This window comes from Nitrospira sp. Kam-Ns4a, from assembly GCF_965152595.1.
The window spans coordinates 1,535,613-1,552,948 of record NZ_OZ224218.1 but is presented as its reverse complement, the minus strand read 5'-3'; the positions used below and the strand labels follow the sequence as shown (position 1 = coordinate 1,552,948).

17 protein-coding genes and 2 pseudogenes are annotated in these 17,336 nt (G+C 68.5%); 6 read left to right on the top strand and 13 right to left on the bottom strand.

Annotated features, from left to right (window positions below; all coding sequences use genetic code 11):
- Nucleotides 1-27: 27 nt before the first annotated feature.
- From alsS to ACWHYQ_RS07770, 4 genes and pseudogenes are all read right to left on the bottom strand, one after another.
- A pseudogene (alsS, locus tag ACWHYQ_RS07785) lies at nucleotides 28-1,287 on the bottom strand (acetolactate synthase AlsS); the annotation flags it as partial.
- 12 nt (nucleotides 1,288-1,299) lie between these two features.
- Nucleotides 1,300-1,710, bottom strand: a complete 411-nt coding sequence (locus ACWHYQ_RS07780) for a thiamine pyrophosphate-binding protein (protein ID WP_447975124.1) — start codon at nucleotides 1,708-1,710, stop codon at nucleotides 1,300-1,302.
- 49 nt (nucleotides 1,711-1,759) lie between these two features.
- Nucleotides 1,760-3,478 carry an NAD-dependent malic enzyme gene (locus ACWHYQ_RS07775; protein WP_447975123.1) on the bottom strand — a complete coding sequence of 573 codons (1,719 nt, stop codon included), beginning with the start codon at nucleotides 3,476-3,478 and terminating at the stop codon, nucleotides 1,760-1,762.
- A gap of 60 nt (nucleotides 3,479-3,538) precedes the next feature.
- Complete coding sequence (locus ACWHYQ_RS07770) at nucleotides 3,539-3,859, bottom strand: hypothetical protein (RefSeq protein WP_447975122.1); 321 nt, start codon at nucleotides 3,857-3,859, stop codon at nucleotides 3,539-3,541.
- Between the two features lie 252 nt (nucleotides 3,860-4,111).
- Here ACWHYQ_RS07770 and ACWHYQ_RS07765 point away from each other — a divergent pair, with 252 nt between their 5' ends.
- Nucleotides 4,112-5,386: an MFS transporter gene (locus tag ACWHYQ_RS07765; RefSeq protein WP_447975121.1), complete on the top strand. Its 1,275-nt coding sequence runs from the start codon at nucleotides 4,112-4,114 to the stop codon at nucleotides 5,384-5,386.
- A 119-nt stretch (nucleotides 5,387-5,505) separates the two neighbouring features.
- Entirely contained in the window at nucleotides 5,506-6,051 is a 546-nt protein-coding gene (locus ACWHYQ_RS07760) for an NUDIX hydrolase (RefSeq protein ID WP_447975120.1), read from the top strand.
- Nucleotides 6,052-6,058: 7 nt separating this feature from the next.
- Here the strand turns inward: ACWHYQ_RS07760 and ACWHYQ_RS07755 are convergent, their stop codons facing one another.
- Nucleotides 6,059-7,156: an alpha-hydroxy acid oxidase gene (locus ACWHYQ_RS07755; RefSeq protein WP_447975119.1), complete on the bottom strand. Its 1,098-nt coding sequence runs from the start codon at nucleotides 7,154-7,156 to the stop codon at nucleotides 6,059-6,061.
- 157 nt (nucleotides 7,157-7,313) lie between these two features.
- Between ACWHYQ_RS07755 and ACWHYQ_RS07750 the strand changes: the two genes are divergently transcribed.
- Both ACWHYQ_RS07750 and ACWHYQ_RS07745 read left to right on the top strand, forming a co-directional pair.
- Nucleotides 7,314-8,129, top strand: coding sequence for a DUF2182 domain-containing protein (locus ACWHYQ_RS07750; RefSeq protein WP_447975118.1), 816 nt, complete (start codon nucleotides 7,314-7,316; stop codon nucleotides 8,127-8,129).
- A 321-nt stretch (nucleotides 8,130-8,450) separates the two neighbouring features.
- Complete coding sequence (locus tag ACWHYQ_RS07745) at nucleotides 8,451-8,762, top strand: hypothetical protein (protein ID WP_447975117.1); 312 nt, start codon at nucleotides 8,451-8,453, stop codon at nucleotides 8,760-8,762.
- Between the two features lie 15 nt (nucleotides 8,763-8,777).
- Here ACWHYQ_RS07745 and ACWHYQ_RS07740 read toward each other — a convergent pair whose 3' ends face one another.
- On the bottom strand, nucleotides 8,778-9,029 hold the full coding sequence (locus tag ACWHYQ_RS07740; protein ID WP_447975116.1) for a hypothetical protein: 252 nt from the start codon (nucleotides 9,027-9,029) through the stop codon (nucleotides 8,778-8,780).
- On the opposite strand from ACWHYQ_RS07740, the gene ACWHYQ_RS07735 reads away from it, so the two are divergent.
- Nucleotides 9,028-9,276, top strand: coding sequence for a hypothetical protein (locus tag ACWHYQ_RS07735; protein WP_447975115.1), 249 nt, complete (start codon nucleotides 9,028-9,030; stop codon nucleotides 9,274-9,276). The genes ACWHYQ_RS07740 and ACWHYQ_RS07735 overlap by 2 nt on opposite strands.
- A 2-nt stretch (nucleotides 9,277-9,278) precedes the next feature.
- Here ACWHYQ_RS07735 and ACWHYQ_RS07730 read toward each other — a convergent pair whose 3' ends face one another.
- From ACWHYQ_RS07730 to ACWHYQ_RS07710, 5 genes and pseudogenes are all read right to left on the bottom strand, one after another.
- Nucleotides 9,279-10,229 (bottom strand): DMT family transporter, encoded by a 951-nt coding sequence (locus ACWHYQ_RS07730; protein ID WP_447975114.1) that lies wholly within the window; start codon nucleotides 10,227-10,229, stop codon nucleotides 9,279-9,281.
- A 19-nt stretch (nucleotides 10,230-10,248) separates the two neighbouring features.
- Nucleotides 10,249-10,572 carry a PilZ domain-containing protein gene (locus ACWHYQ_RS07725; protein ID WP_447975113.1) on the bottom strand — a complete coding sequence of 108 codons (324 nt, stop codon included), beginning with the start codon at nucleotides 10,570-10,572 and terminating at the stop codon, nucleotides 10,249-10,251.
- 370 nt (nucleotides 10,573-10,942) lie between these two features.
- Nucleotides 10,943-13,561: a DUF7948 domain-containing protein gene (locus ACWHYQ_RS07720; RefSeq protein ID WP_447975112.1), complete on the bottom strand. Its 2,619-nt coding sequence runs from the start codon at nucleotides 13,559-13,561 to the stop codon at nucleotides 10,943-10,945.
- Between the two features lie 234 nt (nucleotides 13,562-13,795).
- Nucleotides 13,796-14,269, bottom strand: coding sequence for an MEKHLA domain-containing protein (locus ACWHYQ_RS07715; RefSeq protein ID WP_447975111.1), 474 nt, complete (start codon nucleotides 14,267-14,269; stop codon nucleotides 13,796-13,798).
- A gap of 115 nt (nucleotides 14,270-14,384) precedes the next feature.
- Nucleotides 14,385-14,945 (bottom strand): annotated as a pseudogene (locus ACWHYQ_RS07710) (class I SAM-dependent methyltransferase); the annotation flags it as partial.
- A gap of 145 nt (nucleotides 14,946-15,090) precedes the next feature.
- On the opposite strand from ACWHYQ_RS07710, the gene ACWHYQ_RS07705 reads away from it, so the two are divergent.
- Nucleotides 15,091-15,360 carry a hypothetical protein gene (locus ACWHYQ_RS07705; protein ID WP_447975110.1) on the top strand — a complete coding sequence of 90 codons (270 nt, stop codon included), beginning with the start codon at nucleotides 15,091-15,093 and terminating at the stop codon, nucleotides 15,358-15,360.
- A gap of 341 nt (nucleotides 15,361-15,701) precedes the next feature.
- Here ACWHYQ_RS07705 and ACWHYQ_RS07700 read toward each other — a convergent pair whose 3' ends face one another.
- Entirely contained in the window at nucleotides 15,702-16,745 is a 1,044-nt protein-coding gene (locus ACWHYQ_RS07700; RefSeq protein ID WP_447975109.1) for a tetratricopeptide repeat protein, read from the bottom strand.
- 46 nt (nucleotides 16,746-16,791) lie between these two features.
- Nucleotides 16,792-17,286 carry a DUF2231 domain-containing protein gene (locus tag ACWHYQ_RS07695; protein WP_447975108.1) on the bottom strand — a complete coding sequence of 165 codons (495 nt, stop codon included), beginning with the start codon at nucleotides 17,284-17,286 and terminating at the stop codon, nucleotides 16,792-16,794.
- Between the last annotated feature and the right edge of the window lie 50 nt (nucleotides 17,287-17,336).

Here is a 17,336-nt window from a genome sequence, read left to right as displayed (position 1 = left end):
CGGTCCTCCTCGCTTTCCGCCGCCGCGTCAATGCTGGGCGGATGCACCCATCGCCCTGGCCAGTTCGTGATTGTCCCGATAGTCGATCGCCACTTCGATCAGCGCCGGTCCCTCGGTCGCCAGGGCTTTCTTCAAGACGGGCACGATCTCTTCCGCTTCCGTGATCCGGAAGGCCGCCGCCCCGAAAGCCTCCCCGAGCGCGACGAAATCCGGGTTGCCGAACTCTGCCCCGAACCACCGGCCGTAGTCCCGCGCCTGGAGGGACTTGATGAGGTTGTAGCTCCCGTCCTTCCAGACGATGTGCACGATCGGGAGCCTGAGCCGGACCGCCGTCTCCAGCTCCATGCCCGTCATCAGGAACGACCCGTCGCCCGACACCGAGACGGCCTTGCGGCCTGGCCGAGCGAGCGCCGCCCCGATCGCCCAGGGCAGGGCCACGCCCATCGTCTGGTGGCCCATGCTGAACAGGAGGTGGCGCGGCTCGTAGCAGAGGAAGTGCCGGGCCATCCAGATTTCGTGTGCCCCTACGTCGCAGGTGACGGTCACGTCGTCGCCGAGCGTTTGCCGGAGGTCGTACATGAAGCGCAGCGGATGCACCGGCGAGCCGGTCAGGGCGGCGCCCCGACGCTCGTCGTCGAGCAAGGCCTTCCGCGCCTGGACCACTTCGGGCCGCTCGGCCGGCGCGGTCAGGCGAACCAGGGGGGCGAGCGCGTCCAGGTTGCGGGCGATGTCACCGATGACCTCGACGGCAGGCCGGTAGGCCCGGTCCACGGTCGCCGGCAGTTCATCCAGGTGGATGAGCGAAAGGTTGGGCGAGGTGTTCCAGGCGGCCGGCTCATACTCGACCGTGTCGTAGCCGATCGCGAGGACGAGGTCGGCCCGCTGGAGCACGAGGTCGCCCGGCTGGTTGCGAACATAGCCGACCCGACCCACGAACCGGTCGAGCCCGTCGCGCGCGAGCGTCCCGGCCGCCTCGAAGGTCATGGCGACCGGCAGGGGATGCTGCCGGACGAAGCGGCGCACGGCGGCCGCGGCGGCGGGGCGCCCCGCGCTCACCCCCAGCAACACGACCGGGGCCGTCGCCCCGTTCAACAGGGTGGCGGCTCGGTTCAGGATGTCGGCCGGCGCCGCGCCTTGCTCCACCGGAGCGGGGGCCGGGATCGGCGCAGCCGAGACGGCCGCCTTGGCCACGTCCACCGGCACCGACAGGTGCACGGCTCCGGGCCTCGGCCGCGCGGCGACACGGAACGCGTTGGTCACGATCTCGGGCAGGGTGTTCGGCTCTTCCGCCTCGACGCTTCACTTGGTGATCGGCGCGAAGAGGCTGACCGAATCCAGGTTCATGTGGCTCGGCTTGCACCGTGCGGCGCGGGGAGCCTGGCCGGTGATGACGACCAGCGGGTCACGATCCTCCGTCGCGGTCGCCACCCCGCACACCGCGTTGATGAGGCCCGGTCCGGACGTCGTCAGCACGACGCCTGGCTTCCCGGTGATCCGGCCCCAGGCTTGGGCCATGAACGCGGCGCCGGTTTCGTGCCGGCAGAGCACGAAGCGCGGACCGCCGTCGGCCAGCACGTTCAGGATCGGCAGGACCGCGCCGCCTGGCACGCCGAAGATGTACTCCACCCCGTGGGCTTCCAGGGAGCGCACCAACAGGTCCGCTCCGGTTGTCGGTCGCTCGGTGTCAGCCATGGGCCTCCGTAAGTTCATGGGTCCGCCTCCGGCCAACACGGCCGTGTGGGCCTCGCGCGGCCGTTGATCAGCCGACCTTCCGGACAAGGCGCGGGTAGCGGGGCGCCCACATCTTCGCGTCAACCAGCCGCTCCAGCTCTTCCCGTGCGGTGGGGGCGGCGAGGCCGGCCCGCTGCGCCTCGGCAGCCACCGCCAGGGCAATCCGGCGGGACACGGCGCGGATCTCGGTCAGCGGAGGCAGCAGCGGCGCCTCTCGGTCCCGGAGCGCCGGGGCGCAGTCGGCGAGCGCCAGCGACGCCGCCATGAACATCCCGTCCGTGACTCGTGTCGCCCCGACGGCCAGGATGCCGAGCCCCACGCCCGGAAAGATATAGCTGTTATTGCACTGGGCGATCGGGATGGTCCGCCCGCGGAAGGCTACCGGCTCGAACGGGCTGCCCGTCGCGACGAGCACGCGCCCGTCCGTCCAGGCCAGGAGGTCCGCCGGCCTCGCCTCGGCCCGCTCGGTCGGATTGGAGAGGGGAAGGATGATCGGTCGGCCGACGTGGCGAGCCATCTCGCGGACGATCGGCTCCGTAAAGACACCGGGCACACCGGAGGTCCCGATCAGGATCGTGGGGCGCACGTTCGCCACGACGTCCGCCAGCCCGACCTCGTCCAGCCGCGCCAGCTTCCAGCCGGCCAGCGCCGCCCGCGGCTGCACGAATGGCGCTTGGAAGGGGAGCAGGCCGGGCAGGCCCTCGCGGAGCAGGCCCTGCCGGTCAATCAACCAGAAGCGAGAGCGGGCTTCCCGCTCCGACAGCCCGTCCCGCACCATCGCCGCGCAGAGCTGCTCGCTGATCCCGCAGCCGGCCGAGCCGGCCCCGACCACGACCACTCGCTGGTCCCGGAGCTTCGAGCCGGTCACGCTCACGGCCGCGAGCACCGTGCCGGTCGTCACCGCCGCCGTCCCCTGGATGTCGTCGTTGAACGTGCAGAGCCGGTCCCGGTACCGGTCGAGCAGCCGGGCCGCGTTGGCCTGGGCGAAGTCCTCCCACTGGAGCAGCACGTTCGGGAATCGCCGGATCACGCCCTGGACGAACAGCTCGATGAAGTTGTCATAGGCCTGCCCGCGCACGCGCTCGTGCCGCCACCCGAGGTACAGGGGCGAGCGCAGCGCCTCCTGGTTGTTGGTGCCGACATCCAGCAGGACGGGAAGCGTCGTCGCGGGGTGGATGCCGCCACAGAGCGTGTAGAGCGACAACTTGCCGATCGGGATGCCCATGCCGCCCGCTCCCTGGTCGCCGAGCCCCAGGATGCGCTCGCCATCGGTGACGACGATGACCTCGACGCGGCGGGCGATCGCGTTGGCCAGGATCCGGTCCATGGCGTCCCGCTCGGGATAGGCGATGAACAGCCCCCGCGGGTGCCGGTAGATGCGGCTGAAGTGCTGACAGGCTTCCCCGACGGTCGGCGTGTAGATGATCGGCATCATCTCCTCGATGTGCTCGAGCATCAGCCGGTAGAAGAGCGTCTCGTTCTCGTCCTGCAGGGCGCGCAGGAAGATGTGCCGTTCGAGGTCGGAGTCCTTGCGGCGGTAGGCGTCGTAGGCGCGCGCGAGCTGCTCCTCGATCGTGTCCACGTGGGGCGGCAGCAGTCCCAACAGGTCCAGGTCCCGGCGCTCCTGTTCCGTGAACGCCGTGCCCTTGTTGAACAGGGGCTGGTCGAGGAGCCAGTGCCCGCACAGCGGCACTTCCCAGGTTTCCTCGCCGGTCCTGTCGTCCCGCGTGATCGCGAACTCAATCATGAGAGGCGCGATCTTAGCAACGGCGAGAACGATTGACAAGTTAGGCTCTGCCGGCGCGCGCTAGTGGCGCTTGGTGAGGGCGACTGCCAGGATCCAGAGCGTGCCGACGGCGACCGACCGGTTGAAGATGGCGTACTTCACCGGCACGGGTCCGGGCGGCGAATACAGCGCGCCCACCGCGACCAGGACGGAGCCGATCAGCGCGAAGACGAGCGGGGCATGCCGGTGGGGGGTCCAGGACAGCAGGACGAGCGGGATGGGGTAGAGCCCCCAGACCGCGACACCGAGGGGAACCGAGAGATCGAGGACGAACACGGCGACCGTGATCGCCGCGCTGGCGGGGAGCAGGAGACCCTGCAACCGTTCCGGAGGCTTGAACACCCCAGCTCCGTCTGCCGATGAGGTGCGGCCCCCCCCGGCGGGCGAGGAGCCGGCGGGGCTATGGTGAAGCCCTTATAGCACGCTCGCGGAGGAATGGGAAGAGGCGGCCTGTCGGTGCCCGCTCAGTGGACAGGATGGCCGCCGTTTGACTACACTGCTCCCACCATGAAGCCGCTCGGCGCGCCCATCCGGGGCCGGGCTCGATCCGTGCGGCTGCGCGGTCCAGATGGTCAGGAGCGGGGGACTTGATCGTTGTCTGCGTCTGTGACGACGGCGGTGCGCGGCTCGCCCTGGCGGGCGCTCGCGCACCGGAACTTCGCGCTGTTCTTCGCCGGGCACGGGCTCTCGCTCTGCGGCACCTGGATGCAGTCCATGGCGCAGGCCTGGCTCGTGTACCGGCTGACGGGCTCGCCCTTCATGCTCGGGCTCGTGGAGTTCCTCTCCCGCGCGCCCATTCTGCTGTTCGGCCTGCTGGCCGGTCCGCTGGTGGACCGGTGGCCCCGCCGCCGGACGATGCTCGTGACGCAGACGCTCCTGCTGCTGCAGGCGCTTGCCCTCGGGGGCCTGACCCTGACGGGCGCGGTCACGATCGGGTGGATCCTCGCGCTGGGGTTCGCCCTGGGCCTGATCAGCGTGGTCGAGGTGACGGTCCGCCAAACGTTCCTGACCGACCTCGTGCCGCGCGCGGACATCCCCTCGGCCATCGGGTTGAACTCCTCCCTGTTCAACCTCACTCGGATCATCGGCCCCTCGCTCGCGGGCGTGCTGGTCGCCTGGGCCGGGGAAGGACTCTGCTTTCTGCTCAACGCGGCTAGTTTTCTTGTCGTCCTTGGATGCCTGGCGGCGATCCGGGTCGAGCCGGCGGCCGCACCGCGGCACGGCGGGACCCTGGGGCTCCTGGCTGAAGGGCTGGCCTACGCCCGGGAGACGCCGCATGTGCGGCTGCTGCTGGGCCTGACCGCGGTGCTGAGCGTCGCGGCAATGCCCTTCGCGACGCTGCTGCCGGTGTTTGCCAGCGAGATCCTCCGGCGGGGCCCGGACGGCTTGGGATTGTTGATGGCGGCGACCGGCCTGGGCGCGCTCGCCGGGGCGCTGCGGCTCGCCTGGCGGCGCACGGTCGCGGGTCTCGGCGGCGCGATCGCCCGCGCCGTGGCGCTCTTCGGCCTGGGCCTGCTCGGGCTCGCGGCGAGCGCGACGTTCTGGCTGTCCGTGCTCGCGCTCGTCGTGGTCGGCTACGGATTGGTGAGCAGCCTCGCGGCGACGAACACGCTGCTCCAGTCCCTGGCCCCGGAGCGGCTGCGGGGACGGGTGGTCAGCCTCTATGCGACTGGCTCGCTGGGCCTCACGATCTTCGGCAGCCTGCTCGCGGGCATCGGCGCGACATGGCTCGGGGCGCCGCTGACCGTCGCGCTGGGCGGCCTGGTCCTGCTCGCCACAGCCGAGCTGCTGCGGAGGCGCCTGCCGGCAGTCCAGGCCCGCGCCGAAGCGGCGCCGGTGTGGACACCGGATCCGTCACTGCCGCGCTAACCGTGACGAGGTCGGCGGAAGGCCTCTCTTGACTCCGTCCAGTCGGCGCGCCTACCTTGGAGCGTCGGGGCCGTGCGCGCATCCTGCCCCGTGCGGCGGCCCGCCGGGAGCTCCACGCTGTGAACTTCTGCAGCCACTGCGGCGCGCCAGTCTCGCTGGCCGTCCCCGCAGGCGACACCCACCCGCGGTTCGTCTGCCCCTCTTGCCGGACCATCCATTATCAGAACCCCAAGATCGTTGCCGGCTGCATCCCCGAATGGGGCGGGCAGATCCTCCTCTGCCGACGGGCCATCGAGCCCCGCTTAGGCTTCTGGACCTTTCCGGCCGGGTTCATGGAGTTAGGGGAGAGCGTCGAGCAGGCAGCGGCGCGGGAGACGCTCGAGGAGGCCCAGGCCCAGGTCGAGATCACGGACCTCTATGCGCTGTTCACGCTCGCCCGTGTGGATCAGGTCTATGCGGTCTTCCGCGGCCGGCTGCGGGCGCCGGAGTTCGGCGCGGGCCACGAAAGCCTGGCGGTGCAGCTCTTTGATCCTGAAAAGATTCCCTGGGACCAGCTCGCCTTCCGTGTGATCCAGGAGATCCTGGCCTGCTATGTCGAGGACCGGCGGCGCGGCCGCTTCACGGTCCACGTCGGGGTCGTGGGGGGATTGTCCCCGCGCGGCTGAGCGCCGCTCAGGCGAGCAGGTCCTTCGTGATCTCCGCGACCGATCGGCAGCCGCAGAGCGCCATGGCCTGGTCAAACTCGGCCCGCAACAGGGCGAGCACGTGCGCGACGCCCCGCTCGCCGCCGACCGCAAGGCCCCAGAGGATCGGCCGGCCGACCAGCACCGCGCTCGCGCCCAGGGCGAGCGCCTTGAGCACGTCCGTGCCGCGCCGGATCCCGCCGTCCACGAGCACCGCGGCCCGGCCGGCGAGCGCCTCCACGATCTCCGGGAGCACGGTGATCGTCGCCGGCACGGTGTCGAGCTGCCGCCCGCCGTGGTTGGACACGATGACGCCGGCTGCGCCACTCTCAGCGGCGCGGACCGCGTCGTCGGCCCGCAGAAGCCCTTTGACCAGCAGCGGTAGAGCGGTGAGCGAGCGGAGCCACTCTATGTCCTGCCAGGTGAGCGCGGGATCGAGCTGCTCGGCGAAGTAAGCGGCGAGGCTCGAGTCCGCCTGCGAGTCCATCTGGATGTCGGGTAGCCGGTCCCGGCCGGCTCCCCCGAGGTTTTTCACGGTGAGTCCGTCTGGGAGCCGAAACCGGTTGCGGATGTCCGCCTCGCGGCGGCCGAGCACCGGGGCGTCCACGGTCAGGACCAGCGCCGTGCAGCCGGCTGCTTCGGCCCGCTCGACGAGCGTGCGGGTGGCCCCGCGGTCCTTGTACACGTAAAGCTGGAACCAGAGCGGGCCGCCCGCGGCCTTGGCGACCTCTTCGACCGAGCAGGTGGCGAGTGTGCTCAGGACCATGAGCGTCCCGGCCGCGGCGGCCCCGCGCGCCGTCGCGACCTCGCCCCGGGGATGGGCGAGCCGGTGGAAGGCGGTCGGGGCGATGAGGACCGGGAGCGCGACGGGCTGGCCGAGGATGGTGGTCGAGAGATCCCGCCGGCTGAGGTCCACGAGCGCGCGGGGCTTCAAGGCGATGCGGGAGAAGGCTGCCTGGTTCTCCCCGAGCGTGACCTCATCGCAGGCCCCGCCGGCATAGTAGTCGAAGACCGGCTTGGGGAGCTTGGCCGCGGCGTGCGCCTCCACGTCGTGCAGGTTCACCAGGCTGTCTAGGTCGTCCGGCATCCTGGCCTCCGCTGAGGTCCGCCTACGATGCCCCATCGGGCGCTAGATGTAAAGACCGGGCTGAGGCCGGGCCGCGGGGGGCCGCCTGCAGGGGACTTGATCCGGCGGCGGGCGCGGCGCATGCTGGCTTCTCGTGGAGGCCAGGCGGAGGGCCAAGATGGCGGCTGAGGAGCGGAACCCGCAGGGCGCGAAGGCGGTCTGGACGGGATGGCTTGCGCGGGAGCACCTCGGGGTGACACTCGGCCTCCTCGCGCTGCTGGCGCTGGCCTGGCTCGACGTCCTGCGCCGGGCCGGTGTCTTCACCTCCGCCGGCATTGCGCAGGCGCTGGGCATGCCGCAGGCGGCCCCCTGGGGGCCGGCCGACGCTGCCATGACGGCGGCCATGTGGTTGGTGATGATGGTCGCGATGATGCTCCCCGCGGCGGTGCCCATGCTCCTCCTCTTCGCGACCATCACCCGCCAGCGGGCGGGGTGCGGCCGCCCCGAGGGTCCAACCGGCCTCTTCCTCGCTGGCTACCTTGCCCTGTGGGGCGGGTTCAGCCTGGTCGCGACAGCGGCCCAAGGGACGCTGCATGCGCTGGTGCTCCTCTCGCCCGAGGCGGCGCTCCGCAGCCCCCTGCTCGGCGGGGGAATTCTCCTGGCCGCCGGGCTCTACCAGCTTACGCCGCTCAAGCAGGCCTGTCTCGCCCATTGCCAGGCCCCGCTCCAGTTTCTGGTGCGCCACTGGCGCGACGGGCCGCGCGGGGCCTGGCTCATGGGACTCCACCACGGCGGCTATTGCGTCGGATGCTGCTGGGCCCTGATGGCACTGCTGTTCGTCGGTGGGGTGATGAACCTCGCCTGGATCGCGGTGCTGTCTGCCGTCGTCCTGGTCGAGCGGGTGGTCGCGCGAGGCCCGGCGCTCAGCCGCGTCGCCGGCTTCGCCCTGATCCTCTGGGGACTGTGGCTAGTGCGGGAAGGTGCGGGAGGATGAAGCCCGCCTGGGCGGCGGGGGAGTGGGTCCTCCGGAACGCACCTAGCGCGCCTTCCCGAGCCCTCGCTTCCCTCGCCCAGGCTTTACGGGTTCTTGGTGGCCCACTTGGCGTCGAATGAGCCGGATTTTCTCTCAGGCGCGGGCGCCGCGCCAGTCCTGAAGTGTGGCTCCCTGCCTTCCGCCAGGCTATGGGGCCGCCCCGCGGGCACGGATGCGCTCCGCCGAGGCGTGGCGCTTACGGGAGGGCCATCAGACAGCGGTTTCGGTAGTCTGGGCGGAGCAGGTAATCCATGACAGGCTAACCCTTTGGAGGGAGTGATCATGCGCAGAGGCTGGACTCTCTACAAATACGAGCATCGCTGGCATGAGCTGACATTCACTGGAGCCTCGCTGTCCGACCGCGACCTGACGGTCGAGCTGGAGACCGGCGAGGACAGGGTGACCGTGACGGCCTGCTCCCAGGACGGCCTCCGCTATGAGGGCGATTACCGGTATCGCGACGGGAGCTACTCGAACGGGGACGTGACGTTCGAGCGGTTCCGCAGCCCGGCCGGGGACGTGCTGGTTGGCGAATGGCGCGAAAGCAGCGCCGTGCGCGGCGAGTGGATTCTCAAGCTCGATCCCGACGGCTGAGCCGGACTCGCGGACTTATTTCTCCTTCTTGGCCTTCTTCTCGTGGGCCTGGATCTTGGCCGAACGTTTCACGTAGCAGAACCCGTTCTCGTCCCGCGGGCAGGGGTCGTTCTGATCGGGGACATACCGCAGGTTCACGAGAAAGGCCCCATCCTCGTCATCCTTGTCGAGCGATCCGCAGAAGCGGAACGTCGCCACGTCGCCGGGTTCCCGGTTTCGCCCGTCGAGCTGCTGGTCAATATGGCTGACCTGGAAGCTGCCCTGCATGAGGTGCACCTCGGCGATATTGACGATTGCTCTGGAACCGAGTGCCGACGAGCGGTATCGGCTGGTTGTCCAGGATGATGGCATCGGCCTGCCGCCGGACTTCGCCGTGGAAAAGGTCTCTTCCTTGGGGTGGCAACTGGTCCCGATGCTGATCGCGCAGCTCGACGGAACGTTGGAGCGGCAGCGGGGTCAGGGTACCGCCATCGCGGTCACCTTCTCCGATCTCCAGTACAGGCAGCGGATCTAGGCCTACGCACGCTTGGGTAGAGGGGTCAGCACGGGAAAGTCGGGCCGGCTGTCGCGGGCGCGCCGTACCAGCTCCACGCCGGCCAGAATGGTCAGCCCGCCGATGATCGTGGGCGGCCCCAGCGGCTCGCCCAGAAAGAGGTGGGCCCACAGCGTGCCGAGGACCGGCACCAGGTTGTGGAACGCCCCCACGGTGGTCGGCGTCAACGATTTCAGGGAGACGGACCGAAGCAGGAAGACGGCGGCGGTGGCGATCCCGACATAGGCGAGCATGATCCCCTCTGTCGCGGTGGGCAGGGCGTGCGAGGGGACCGACCAGAGGCCCGTGGCGAGCGCGAGCGCCAGGGCGCTGCTCCCGAACATGACCGTCGTGACCGTGGTGGGCCCATAGCGCCGCACCGCCCCGGTGCTCAGGACGATGCCAGCGGACCCCGTCACGGTGAAGAGCAGGACCAGCGCATCGCCGAACCCGGTCTCGTGAACCGGGCGCAGGCGGCCCTCCGAGACGGAAATGAAGCAGCCGAGAAGGGAGAGGGCAATGCCGGTCAGCGTGAGGCCGTCCATCCGCTCCTGCCTCATGAGGCAACTGAACAGGGCCGTGAACGACGGCTGCAGGCTGTAGATCAGTACGTAGTGCGTGACGGTGGTGTACATGAGGCCCCAGGCCGCGCAGCCGTAGCCCAGGCCGACAGCCAGCATGCCGAGCAGACTCAGGCGCAGGGCGTCGGGCCAGGCCAGCGCGGCCAGTTCTCGGCGGGAGGTGACCAGCGCGATCGCGGTCAGGAACAGGCAGGCGAGCAGCACGCGGAACCACAGGAAGTCGAAAGGGGCCACCGTGCCCTGCCGCAGCAGCTCCTTCGTCACGGGGGACATCGTACTGAGCACAAGGACCGCGGCGAGCAGGGCCAGCGACGGGAGCGTCGCGCGCAGACCGTTGGGACCGTCGGGGACCATGGCGGCCCTCTCCTTTCCGCTACCAGCCGGTCAGCGCGCTGACCGCCAGTTCGTCGAGGAACCGCGCGAGGAGGACCTGTTGGTCCGGCGCGATGTCGGTGATCCGGCCTCCCAGCTTGGGATGGGCCGCGTGGGTGACCGTGATGACGCAGTGGATCAGACAGCCTTTCGCGAGCTCGAAGTCCAGTTCCAGCGTCTCGCCGGGTTCGACCCGCAGGTCGGACCGCAGCCCGACCCCCTGAGGCGTCAGTTTCTGGATTTCACAGGCGGCGAGTTCCGTTCCCCGGCGAAGCTGTCCCGCGCGTTCAAGGGGAACCCTGAACACTCCGCGTTGCTGCTTCATGGGCCCTGCCTTTCGATTGCCTGCCGACGCCGCCCCGCGCACTCCCGGTGCCGGCCCCAGGAACCATATCGGCCTGGATGGAGATCCGCTGAAGCTCAAGTGGCGGAGGGAGGTTGCGAGGGCGGCCTGCCAGACTGCAGGGGACAAGGGGACGCGTTCTCTTGGGAAGGAACGCTCAAGGAGTGGGGAGGCTAGTCCGATAGAAAGATCGGGGGAATGGTCCGGAAGGAACTCATGCCCCTGCTACGGCGCCGGGATCGCGATCACCGAGACCGTCGTCTCGGCCTGATTCGTAGCGAAGGCCTTCCTGCTGCCCGGAGCGACGGCCATTTCTTTGGGCCGGGAGCTGAAACCCGCCATGTTCGGTTCGTCAGAGGACCGTCGTCGGGTAGGTCTTGGTGTCGGAATTGTTCGCCGGTGTTGCGTCGGCGAGGCCGGGCGCGAGCTCGGCGGTCGCGGTCAGCGTGACCTCGGTCCGCACCGGGACCGGATAATCGAACAGGAGCGTGACGGACGAGCCGGCTGGGACCGTGACGGTCTGCGCGGCACTGTAGTTGATAGTGCCGCTCAAGGTCACACGCACGGGCTCCGCGACGGTGCCGACATTGGTGACGACGACGCGAACCTGGACGACCGTCATGATCTTGAAGGCCGGTTGGCTCGGGGCGAACTGACAGATGACGTCGTGGACGGCCGGCGGCGCCGTCGTGGTCGTCGTGGTGGAGGTCGTTGTTGTGGTGGTCGTCGTGGTGGTTGACGTCGGCAGGGTCCTGATCTTGGCCACGAAGCCGTCGGAGTTGCCGCGCAAGGCTGCTTGGAAGGCTCCCGCCGTCACCGGGAAATCGCTCGAATTGGTGGTGCCTGCCACGGAGAGGCTGCCGGCCTGATCCACGGCAAGGCTGTGCCCGATGTCCGTGCCGGCGCCGCCCAGGTAGGTGGAAAGCGTCAGCGCGGTGCCGGCGGGATTCACCGTCGCCACGAATACGTCCTGATCCCCATGGTTGGCGCTCTGCACTGGCTCCACCGTGGGGAAGTTGTCGGAGAACGTCGAGCCCGTGATCGAAACGCCGCCGGTCGCGGCCAACGCGAGGCCGTGGGCGAAGTCGTGGTTGTTGCCACCGATGTAGGTGGAGTAGATCAAGCTATTTCCGGCAGGGGTGAGCTTGGCGACGAACGCGTCGGCCCCAGTTCCGCGAGTCCCCGGAATTTGGCCGACGATGGGGAAGTCGTCGGATTGGGTCGTGCCGGTCAGGTAGGCATGGCCGTCCGCGTCGGCCTTGATCCCATCGCCCGTGTCCAACAAGTTTCCGCCCAGGTATGTCGAATAGACGAGCGCCGCGCCCGAGGCGGCCACCTTAGCCACGAACGCATCAAACTGTCCTCCGCCAAACGTGGCTTGGAAGGGCTGGACGATGGGGAAGGCCAGGGAGTTGGTGTGGCCTGTCACGTAGGCATTGCCGGCGGCATCCACGGCGATGCTGCGGCCTGCGTCATCTCCCTCGCCCCCGAGGAAGGTGGAATACACCAGGCCGGTGCCCGTGGGATTCAGCTTGAGGATGATGCCATCACACCGGCCGCCTCCAAAGGCTGGCTGCAGCGCATTCGCGGTCGGAAAATCGGGAGACGTGGTGCCCCCTGTCACATACGCATTCCCCTCTCCATCGATGGCGAGGCTGGGGCGGCTGAAGATGTCATCAGAGGGGCCCAGAAACGTGGAATAGACCAGCGCGTTCCCGTCAGGATTCAGCTTGGTGACAGCCAGGTCGAAGGCTCCTGGGGACACGTCGCAGGACGGCCCTGAATGGCAACGCTGGAAGGCCCCCGGGGTGATCGGGTAATCGTGGGAGGCGGTTTGAACCAGGACATAGGCATTGCCGACGGCATCCACGGCGATCCCATGTCCCTCATCGAAGCTGTCCCCACCAAAGACGGTGGAGTAGATGACCGAGGTCCCCGACGCGTTCAGCTTCGTCACGAACGCCTCTCGGGCCTGGAGGGCGGTTAGCGGGGTCGTCGCCGGAAAGTCGGCGGACTCGGTCGCCCCGGTCACGTAGGCGTCGCCGGCCGAATCAACAGCAATCCCAAACGCCTGCTCGGCTTCGGCGCCGCCCAGAAAGGTCGAATACACCAGAATCGGGTCGATGACGAGGGGCAGGCTGCGGTCGTAGGCGCCCAGGCTGAACCCCACTTGGTGCTCGCCCAACAGCCGATAGCGGCTGGCGACCTCCCGCCGCACTCCCTTGCGTTCTTGATAGACCTGCGGGCGGAGGGAGTGCACAGTCGCTTCCCCGATCTGCAAGCGCAAGTTCCCGGCTTCATCCAGGCTCATTGCCTCGATCCCTGTGAACTTGAGCCGAATGTCGGACGGGTCAGCTCCGGGCGCGACGATGAAATCGTATTCGAGATGCCCCTGGGTGCCGTCGTACACCAGGTCGATCCCTCGATAGAGGTCCTGGTACCGGACCTTGGCAAAGGTTGGAATCGCAGTGTGCCAGCGCGTTGGATCCTGGCCCACAAAATAATTCACTCTCCCGGGCAAGCGGTCCGTCCCCACGATGCGAACGGCGGGGCTGATTCCTACGAACTGCATACGCAGGAGGGCCCCGGCGGCCGGCGGTGGATCGGGCGACCTCGGTGGGACCAAGGGCGGGTGAGGCGAGGTCCCCGGTTGGCGGATGGCCAGCACGGCTTCGGGGGCGGTCAAGAACAGGCGGAAGCCACGGCCGCGGGCGAAAAACTGCACGCGGCGATCTGTTTGGCCCTGGTTGGCCTCGAAGGCGAGTGGGAGGGCCCCGTAGGCCTCTTTGATCTTGATCTTTGCCTGGCCGGCCGGATCGGATCCGCCCGGCTGCACGTGGCCGCTGACCGAGAGGCTGGAAGGGGGCCCGGTGCCGTTCGAGAAGGCCGCTCCAGCTCCGAGCACGGCGAGCGCGAGAGCCAGGCTGCGTGGGATGACCTGAGTCTCGGGTGCGAGAGTCCCCTGCGTCACGGCCGCCTCCCTGCGGAGCCCTGAAACCGAACAACGGGTCTGGCCCCCGGGCCGTGGATACCGGAACGACGGTTGCCGGATGACCCCGGGTCTCGCTGTATATAGGGAAGTCGGCGGCGCGTTCTCTATCGTGAAATGGGCCCACGCCAAGCTGTCCCCTTTCTTTGTTGTGGGTAAACGGGCTGGTTGTCGAACGAGACAGGGAAGCAGAGGAGGCGATGGGGCGGGGGCGGGTCAGCGCCGGTCCAGGAAGGTCCAGCGCGAGAAGGTGGCGGCCTGGCCGCGCGGCCTGCCGTCGGGGGCCACAAGGGTCCAGACGGTTGCGTCCTCGACCAGGAAGCGGCGGCCCGTCCGGGAGATGCGGACGCCGCGGTAGTCGTCAATGTAGCCGCAGCGAGATGCCTGCTCCAGCATGCGCTGGCGCTCGGCGCGGTTGACCGGCTCGGCCGTGAGCCGGGACGGGGTCTTGATCAGCTCGTCCCAGTCCAGCTCCCAGAGCGTCAGCGCCGCCCGGTTGCCGTAGTTGAGGATCGGATCCGGCTCGGTGCCGTGGGAGACCACGACGAAGGGGGCGTAGAAGAGCGCGCGGGCCTGCTCCTCCGGCGTCCCGGTCCGCTCGATCAACTCCCGGCCCAGCCACCGGCGGAAGCTGTCTAGCAGGAGTTGGCTCCAGGCGACAACGGCGGGCTCGGCCCAGCGCTCGGTCATGGGGGCTCCTGCGGGTCCGGGAGGGTGCGGCGGGGAATGTCGGGGAGCGGTTCGGCTTCTGGACGATGATGCTGGCATAGGCCGACTCGCCGTCGTCCACGGTCTGGTACTTGATGACCTTGAAGCCGTTAAAGAGCTCGGGCAGCTCGTCCTCTTGGAGCAGGTACTCGGCCTTCATTTTCGGGTTGTACTTCTGGTGGCGGATAGTGTAAGTCTCCACCACCGCCATGCCGCCGCTTTTCAGCGCCGCCTTGATCTGCGGGAACAGGCTGCGCTGAAGATAGTACGTGCAGACGATCACGTCGTAGGCGTCTTTCTCTAACTCGTACGTCTCCAGGTCCACGACCTTCGTCTCGATCGAGACCCCCTGCGCCTCGGCCAGTTTTCTGGCCTTGCTCAGGCCCTTTCCGGAAATGTCGAGGCCCAGGACCTGGAACCCCTGCTTGGCGAGGAAGACGCCGTTGCGCCCCTCGCCCATGGCGAGGTCCAGCGCCTTGCCCTTCGGCAGCAGATGGACGTGCTCGGCCAGGAAGCGCACGGGCTCCGTCCCGAAGATGTACGTCGCGGTATCGTACTTGGAGTCCCAGCGTTCCTGGTCCGCGGGCTTGGCGTCCACGGCCCCGCCGACCAGGAGCGTCGCCGCCAGCAGGATGAGCGCCGTGCCTCGACTTCGCATGGGCGTCATTCTAAACCAGGCGCCCAGCAAGGAGCCAGGGGGGAGGCCTACGCGTGCCGGGCCCGGGGCCGGCCCGGTGCCTTGTGTTTCGACTCCCGGTTTGTCTAGAATGGGGCGCTCTTTTGCCGAGGACCGTGAGGGCGTCGTGAAGGGGCTCCGCTTCGAACGCATTGGGAAGGACCGCCACTATAACGTGATCCTCCACATCGGGAGCACGTACGTCCCGGTTAGCGACGAGACCGTCACCGAGCTGAAGGGACAGAGCCTCCTGCCCGCCGCGCGGTTCCTGGAGCTGCTGGTCGAGAAGGTCGGCTATTCGAGCTTTCTCAAGGAGCAGATCCGCGAAGAGCTGAAAAAGGCCGGCGATCCCCTCACCCAGATTACCGTCCTGCAAGGCAGCATCCGGGACCTGTAGGCGGCTGCTGAAAATCGCCTCCAGCTTCGTTCTCGTCGCGCGTCTCCCTGCGACGTCCCTCCCCGCGTACGCCTCTGGTCGCCGCGCTTCCTGCGGCCTCGCTGGAGGCAATTTCGAGCGGCCGCTGTGAGCACGGTTTCCGTGGGATGGCGCGCTCGACCAAGCGGACGCCTTCGGTCAGCAGGCCGGGGCTGCCGGACAGTTGCGGCGTCTGGTCGTTGTTGTATTCCCGCCGGGCGGTGCGCGCCGCAGCCGATTCATTTGGGTCAAGCCTCTTCTCCTCCCCAACAGCCCATGCCTGGGCTTCCGGCGCAGGTCGCCGGAAGCCCAGGCATGGGCGTTCACACGTCCCACGTCCCGCCTTCCTTGTACAGTTGATTCATGATCTGGTTCTTCCGCTCCGGGTCCCGTTCGTACTTGAGGGCCTGTACGTAGTTCTCCATGGCCGACTGGTGCTTGCCGCGCGCCTGGTACACGCGCGCGATGCCTAAATAGGCCTGCGCGTGCTCGGGGTCCGCCTTGAGTGCCCGGTTGAACAGCTCCATCGCCTTCTCGAGTTGATGCTGCTCCAGGGCCGTCCACCCCAGCCAGGTCAGGGCAGGGGGGCATTCCGGCTGGATAGCCAGCGCGTCCTCGTATGCCTTGCGGACCAGGTCCTTCCGCCCCTTGGTCTCGTAGAGCCCGGCGAGCGCGAGGTGGATCTCCACGTCCCGGGGGTTGAGCCGCAGGGCCTCCTTGTACTCGGCCAGCGCCGCCTCGATCTTCCCCTGCTCCGCGAGCGCACAGGCGAGGTTCGCGTGGGCGACCGGATCGTCGGGCTTCAACTTGATGACCTCGCGATACTGTGGGATCGCCATCTCGAGCCGGCCTTGCTCCTGGTAGGCCACGCCCAGGTTTGTCCTCGCCGCAACGTAGCCGGGATCCAGCTTGACCGCCTCCCGGTACTCCTTGATCGCCAGCTCCAGCCGGTTTGCGCGCTCGTGGATCTGCGCGAGGAAGTAATGGGGATACGGCGACTGGGGATCGAGCCGGATGGCCTCTTTGTACCGTTCGATGGAGCGCTCGGACTGGCCGGACTGCGAGAGGAACAGGCCCGCGATAAGCTGGATGTTCGCCTGGCCAGCGTGGTCTTTGAGCAGGCCCTCGACCCAGGCGCGTACGGCCCCGATGTCCGCTTCTTCCTGAAGCGCCTTCGCGTGGGTGGCCCAGGCCTCCCTGAACTCCCCGCGGATCAGGTGGACGACGTTCAGGGCGAAATGGGGCCGGGGGTCGCGCCGGCCTGCCCGCTCGAGGTCACGCGCCCAGGCCGTCGCCTGCTCGAAGGCCGCCGCCCAGTCACCGTGCAGGAAGGCGTCTTGAATCAACGGCTGGTACCGTTCGGTCACGGGAGGGATCCTTCAACGAGAGAGTCGGTGGGGAAGATGGACGAGGTCAATGCTTGGCCTTGTGCTTGCCGCCGGGCGGGGCCGATGCCGGATCCGGTACGTCCACGCCGATGAAATAACGATAGACCAGCTCGCCGCCGTACCAGCCCTGTACCCCGACCAGCGCGGCGGCGATCAGGTTCACGATCAGCGGCATGCCGGCCGAGCCGCCCGCCGGGGCTTCGCCCCCGTTCCGGAGGCCCAGGTTCAGCGCCTGGACGACCAGCAGCCCGATGCCGAAGACGAGATGGGACGAGGCCGCCCGCCGCGCCTCCTTGTGCTCCTTCATGACCGCCAGGAAGTCCGGCAGGCCGGTGCCCGCGGCCGCCACGTGCGTCACCACTCCGAAGACGATGGCCCAGAAGGCCATGCGGAACCAGAAGGGTTCCTTCAGCAGGACAAAGAGCACGTCGCACAGCAAGGCCGTGGTGTAGAGCCCGATGGGGAAACCCACCACCATCGCGTGCAACGGATGGCCAGCGACCTGCAGGCGGCTCTTCATGGCTCATCCCCTGCGACCGAGCTGTTCAGGGCGCTAGTATAGCATCGGAA

Bases quoted from the DNA above. Each gene is read 5' to 3' on its own strand.
- ACWHYQ_RS07750 (WP_447975118.1), top strand. From the start codon at position 7,314: ATGGCGGCTGAGGAGCGGAACCCGCAGGGCGCGAAGGCGGTCTGGACG.
- ACWHYQ_RS07780 (WP_447975124.1), bottom strand. From the start codon at position 1,710: ATGAACTTACGGAGGCCCATGGCTGACACCGAGCGACCGACAACCGGA.
- ACWHYQ_RS07730 (WP_447975114.1), bottom strand. From the start codon at position 10,229: ATGGTCCCCGACGGTCCCAACGGTCTGCGCGCGACGCTCCCGTCGCTG.
- ACWHYQ_RS07740 (WP_447975116.1), bottom strand. From the start codon at position 9,029: ATGCAGGGCAGCTTCCAGGTCAGCCATATTGACCAGCAGCTCGACGGG.
- ACWHYQ_RS07775 (WP_447975123.1), bottom strand. From the start codon at position 3,478: ATGATTGAGTTCGCGATCACGCGGGACGACAGGACCGGCGAGGAAACC.
- ACWHYQ_RS07755 (WP_447975119.1), bottom strand. From the start codon at position 7,156: ATGCCGGACGACCTAGACAGCCTGGTGAACCTGCACGACGTGGAGGCG.
- ACWHYQ_RS07745 (WP_447975117.1), top strand. From the start codon at position 8,451: ATGCGCAGAGGCTGGACTCTCTACAAATACGAGCATCGCTGGCATGAG.
- ACWHYQ_RS07725 (WP_447975113.1), bottom strand. From the start codon at position 10,572: ATGAAGCAGCAACGCGGAGTGTTCAGGGTTCCCCTTGAACGCGCGGGA.
- ACWHYQ_RS07735 (WP_447975115.1), top strand. From the start codon at position 9,028: ATGAGGTGCACCTCGGCGATATTGACGATTGCTCTGGAACCGAGTGCC.
- ACWHYQ_RS07695 (WP_447975108.1), bottom strand. From the start codon at position 17,286: ATGAAGAGCCGCCTGCAGGTCGCTGGCCATCCGTTGCACGCGATGGTG.
- ACWHYQ_RS07715 (WP_447975111.1), bottom strand. From the start codon at position 14,269: ATGACCGAGCGCTGGGCCGAGCCCGCCGTTGTCGCCTGGAGCCAACTC.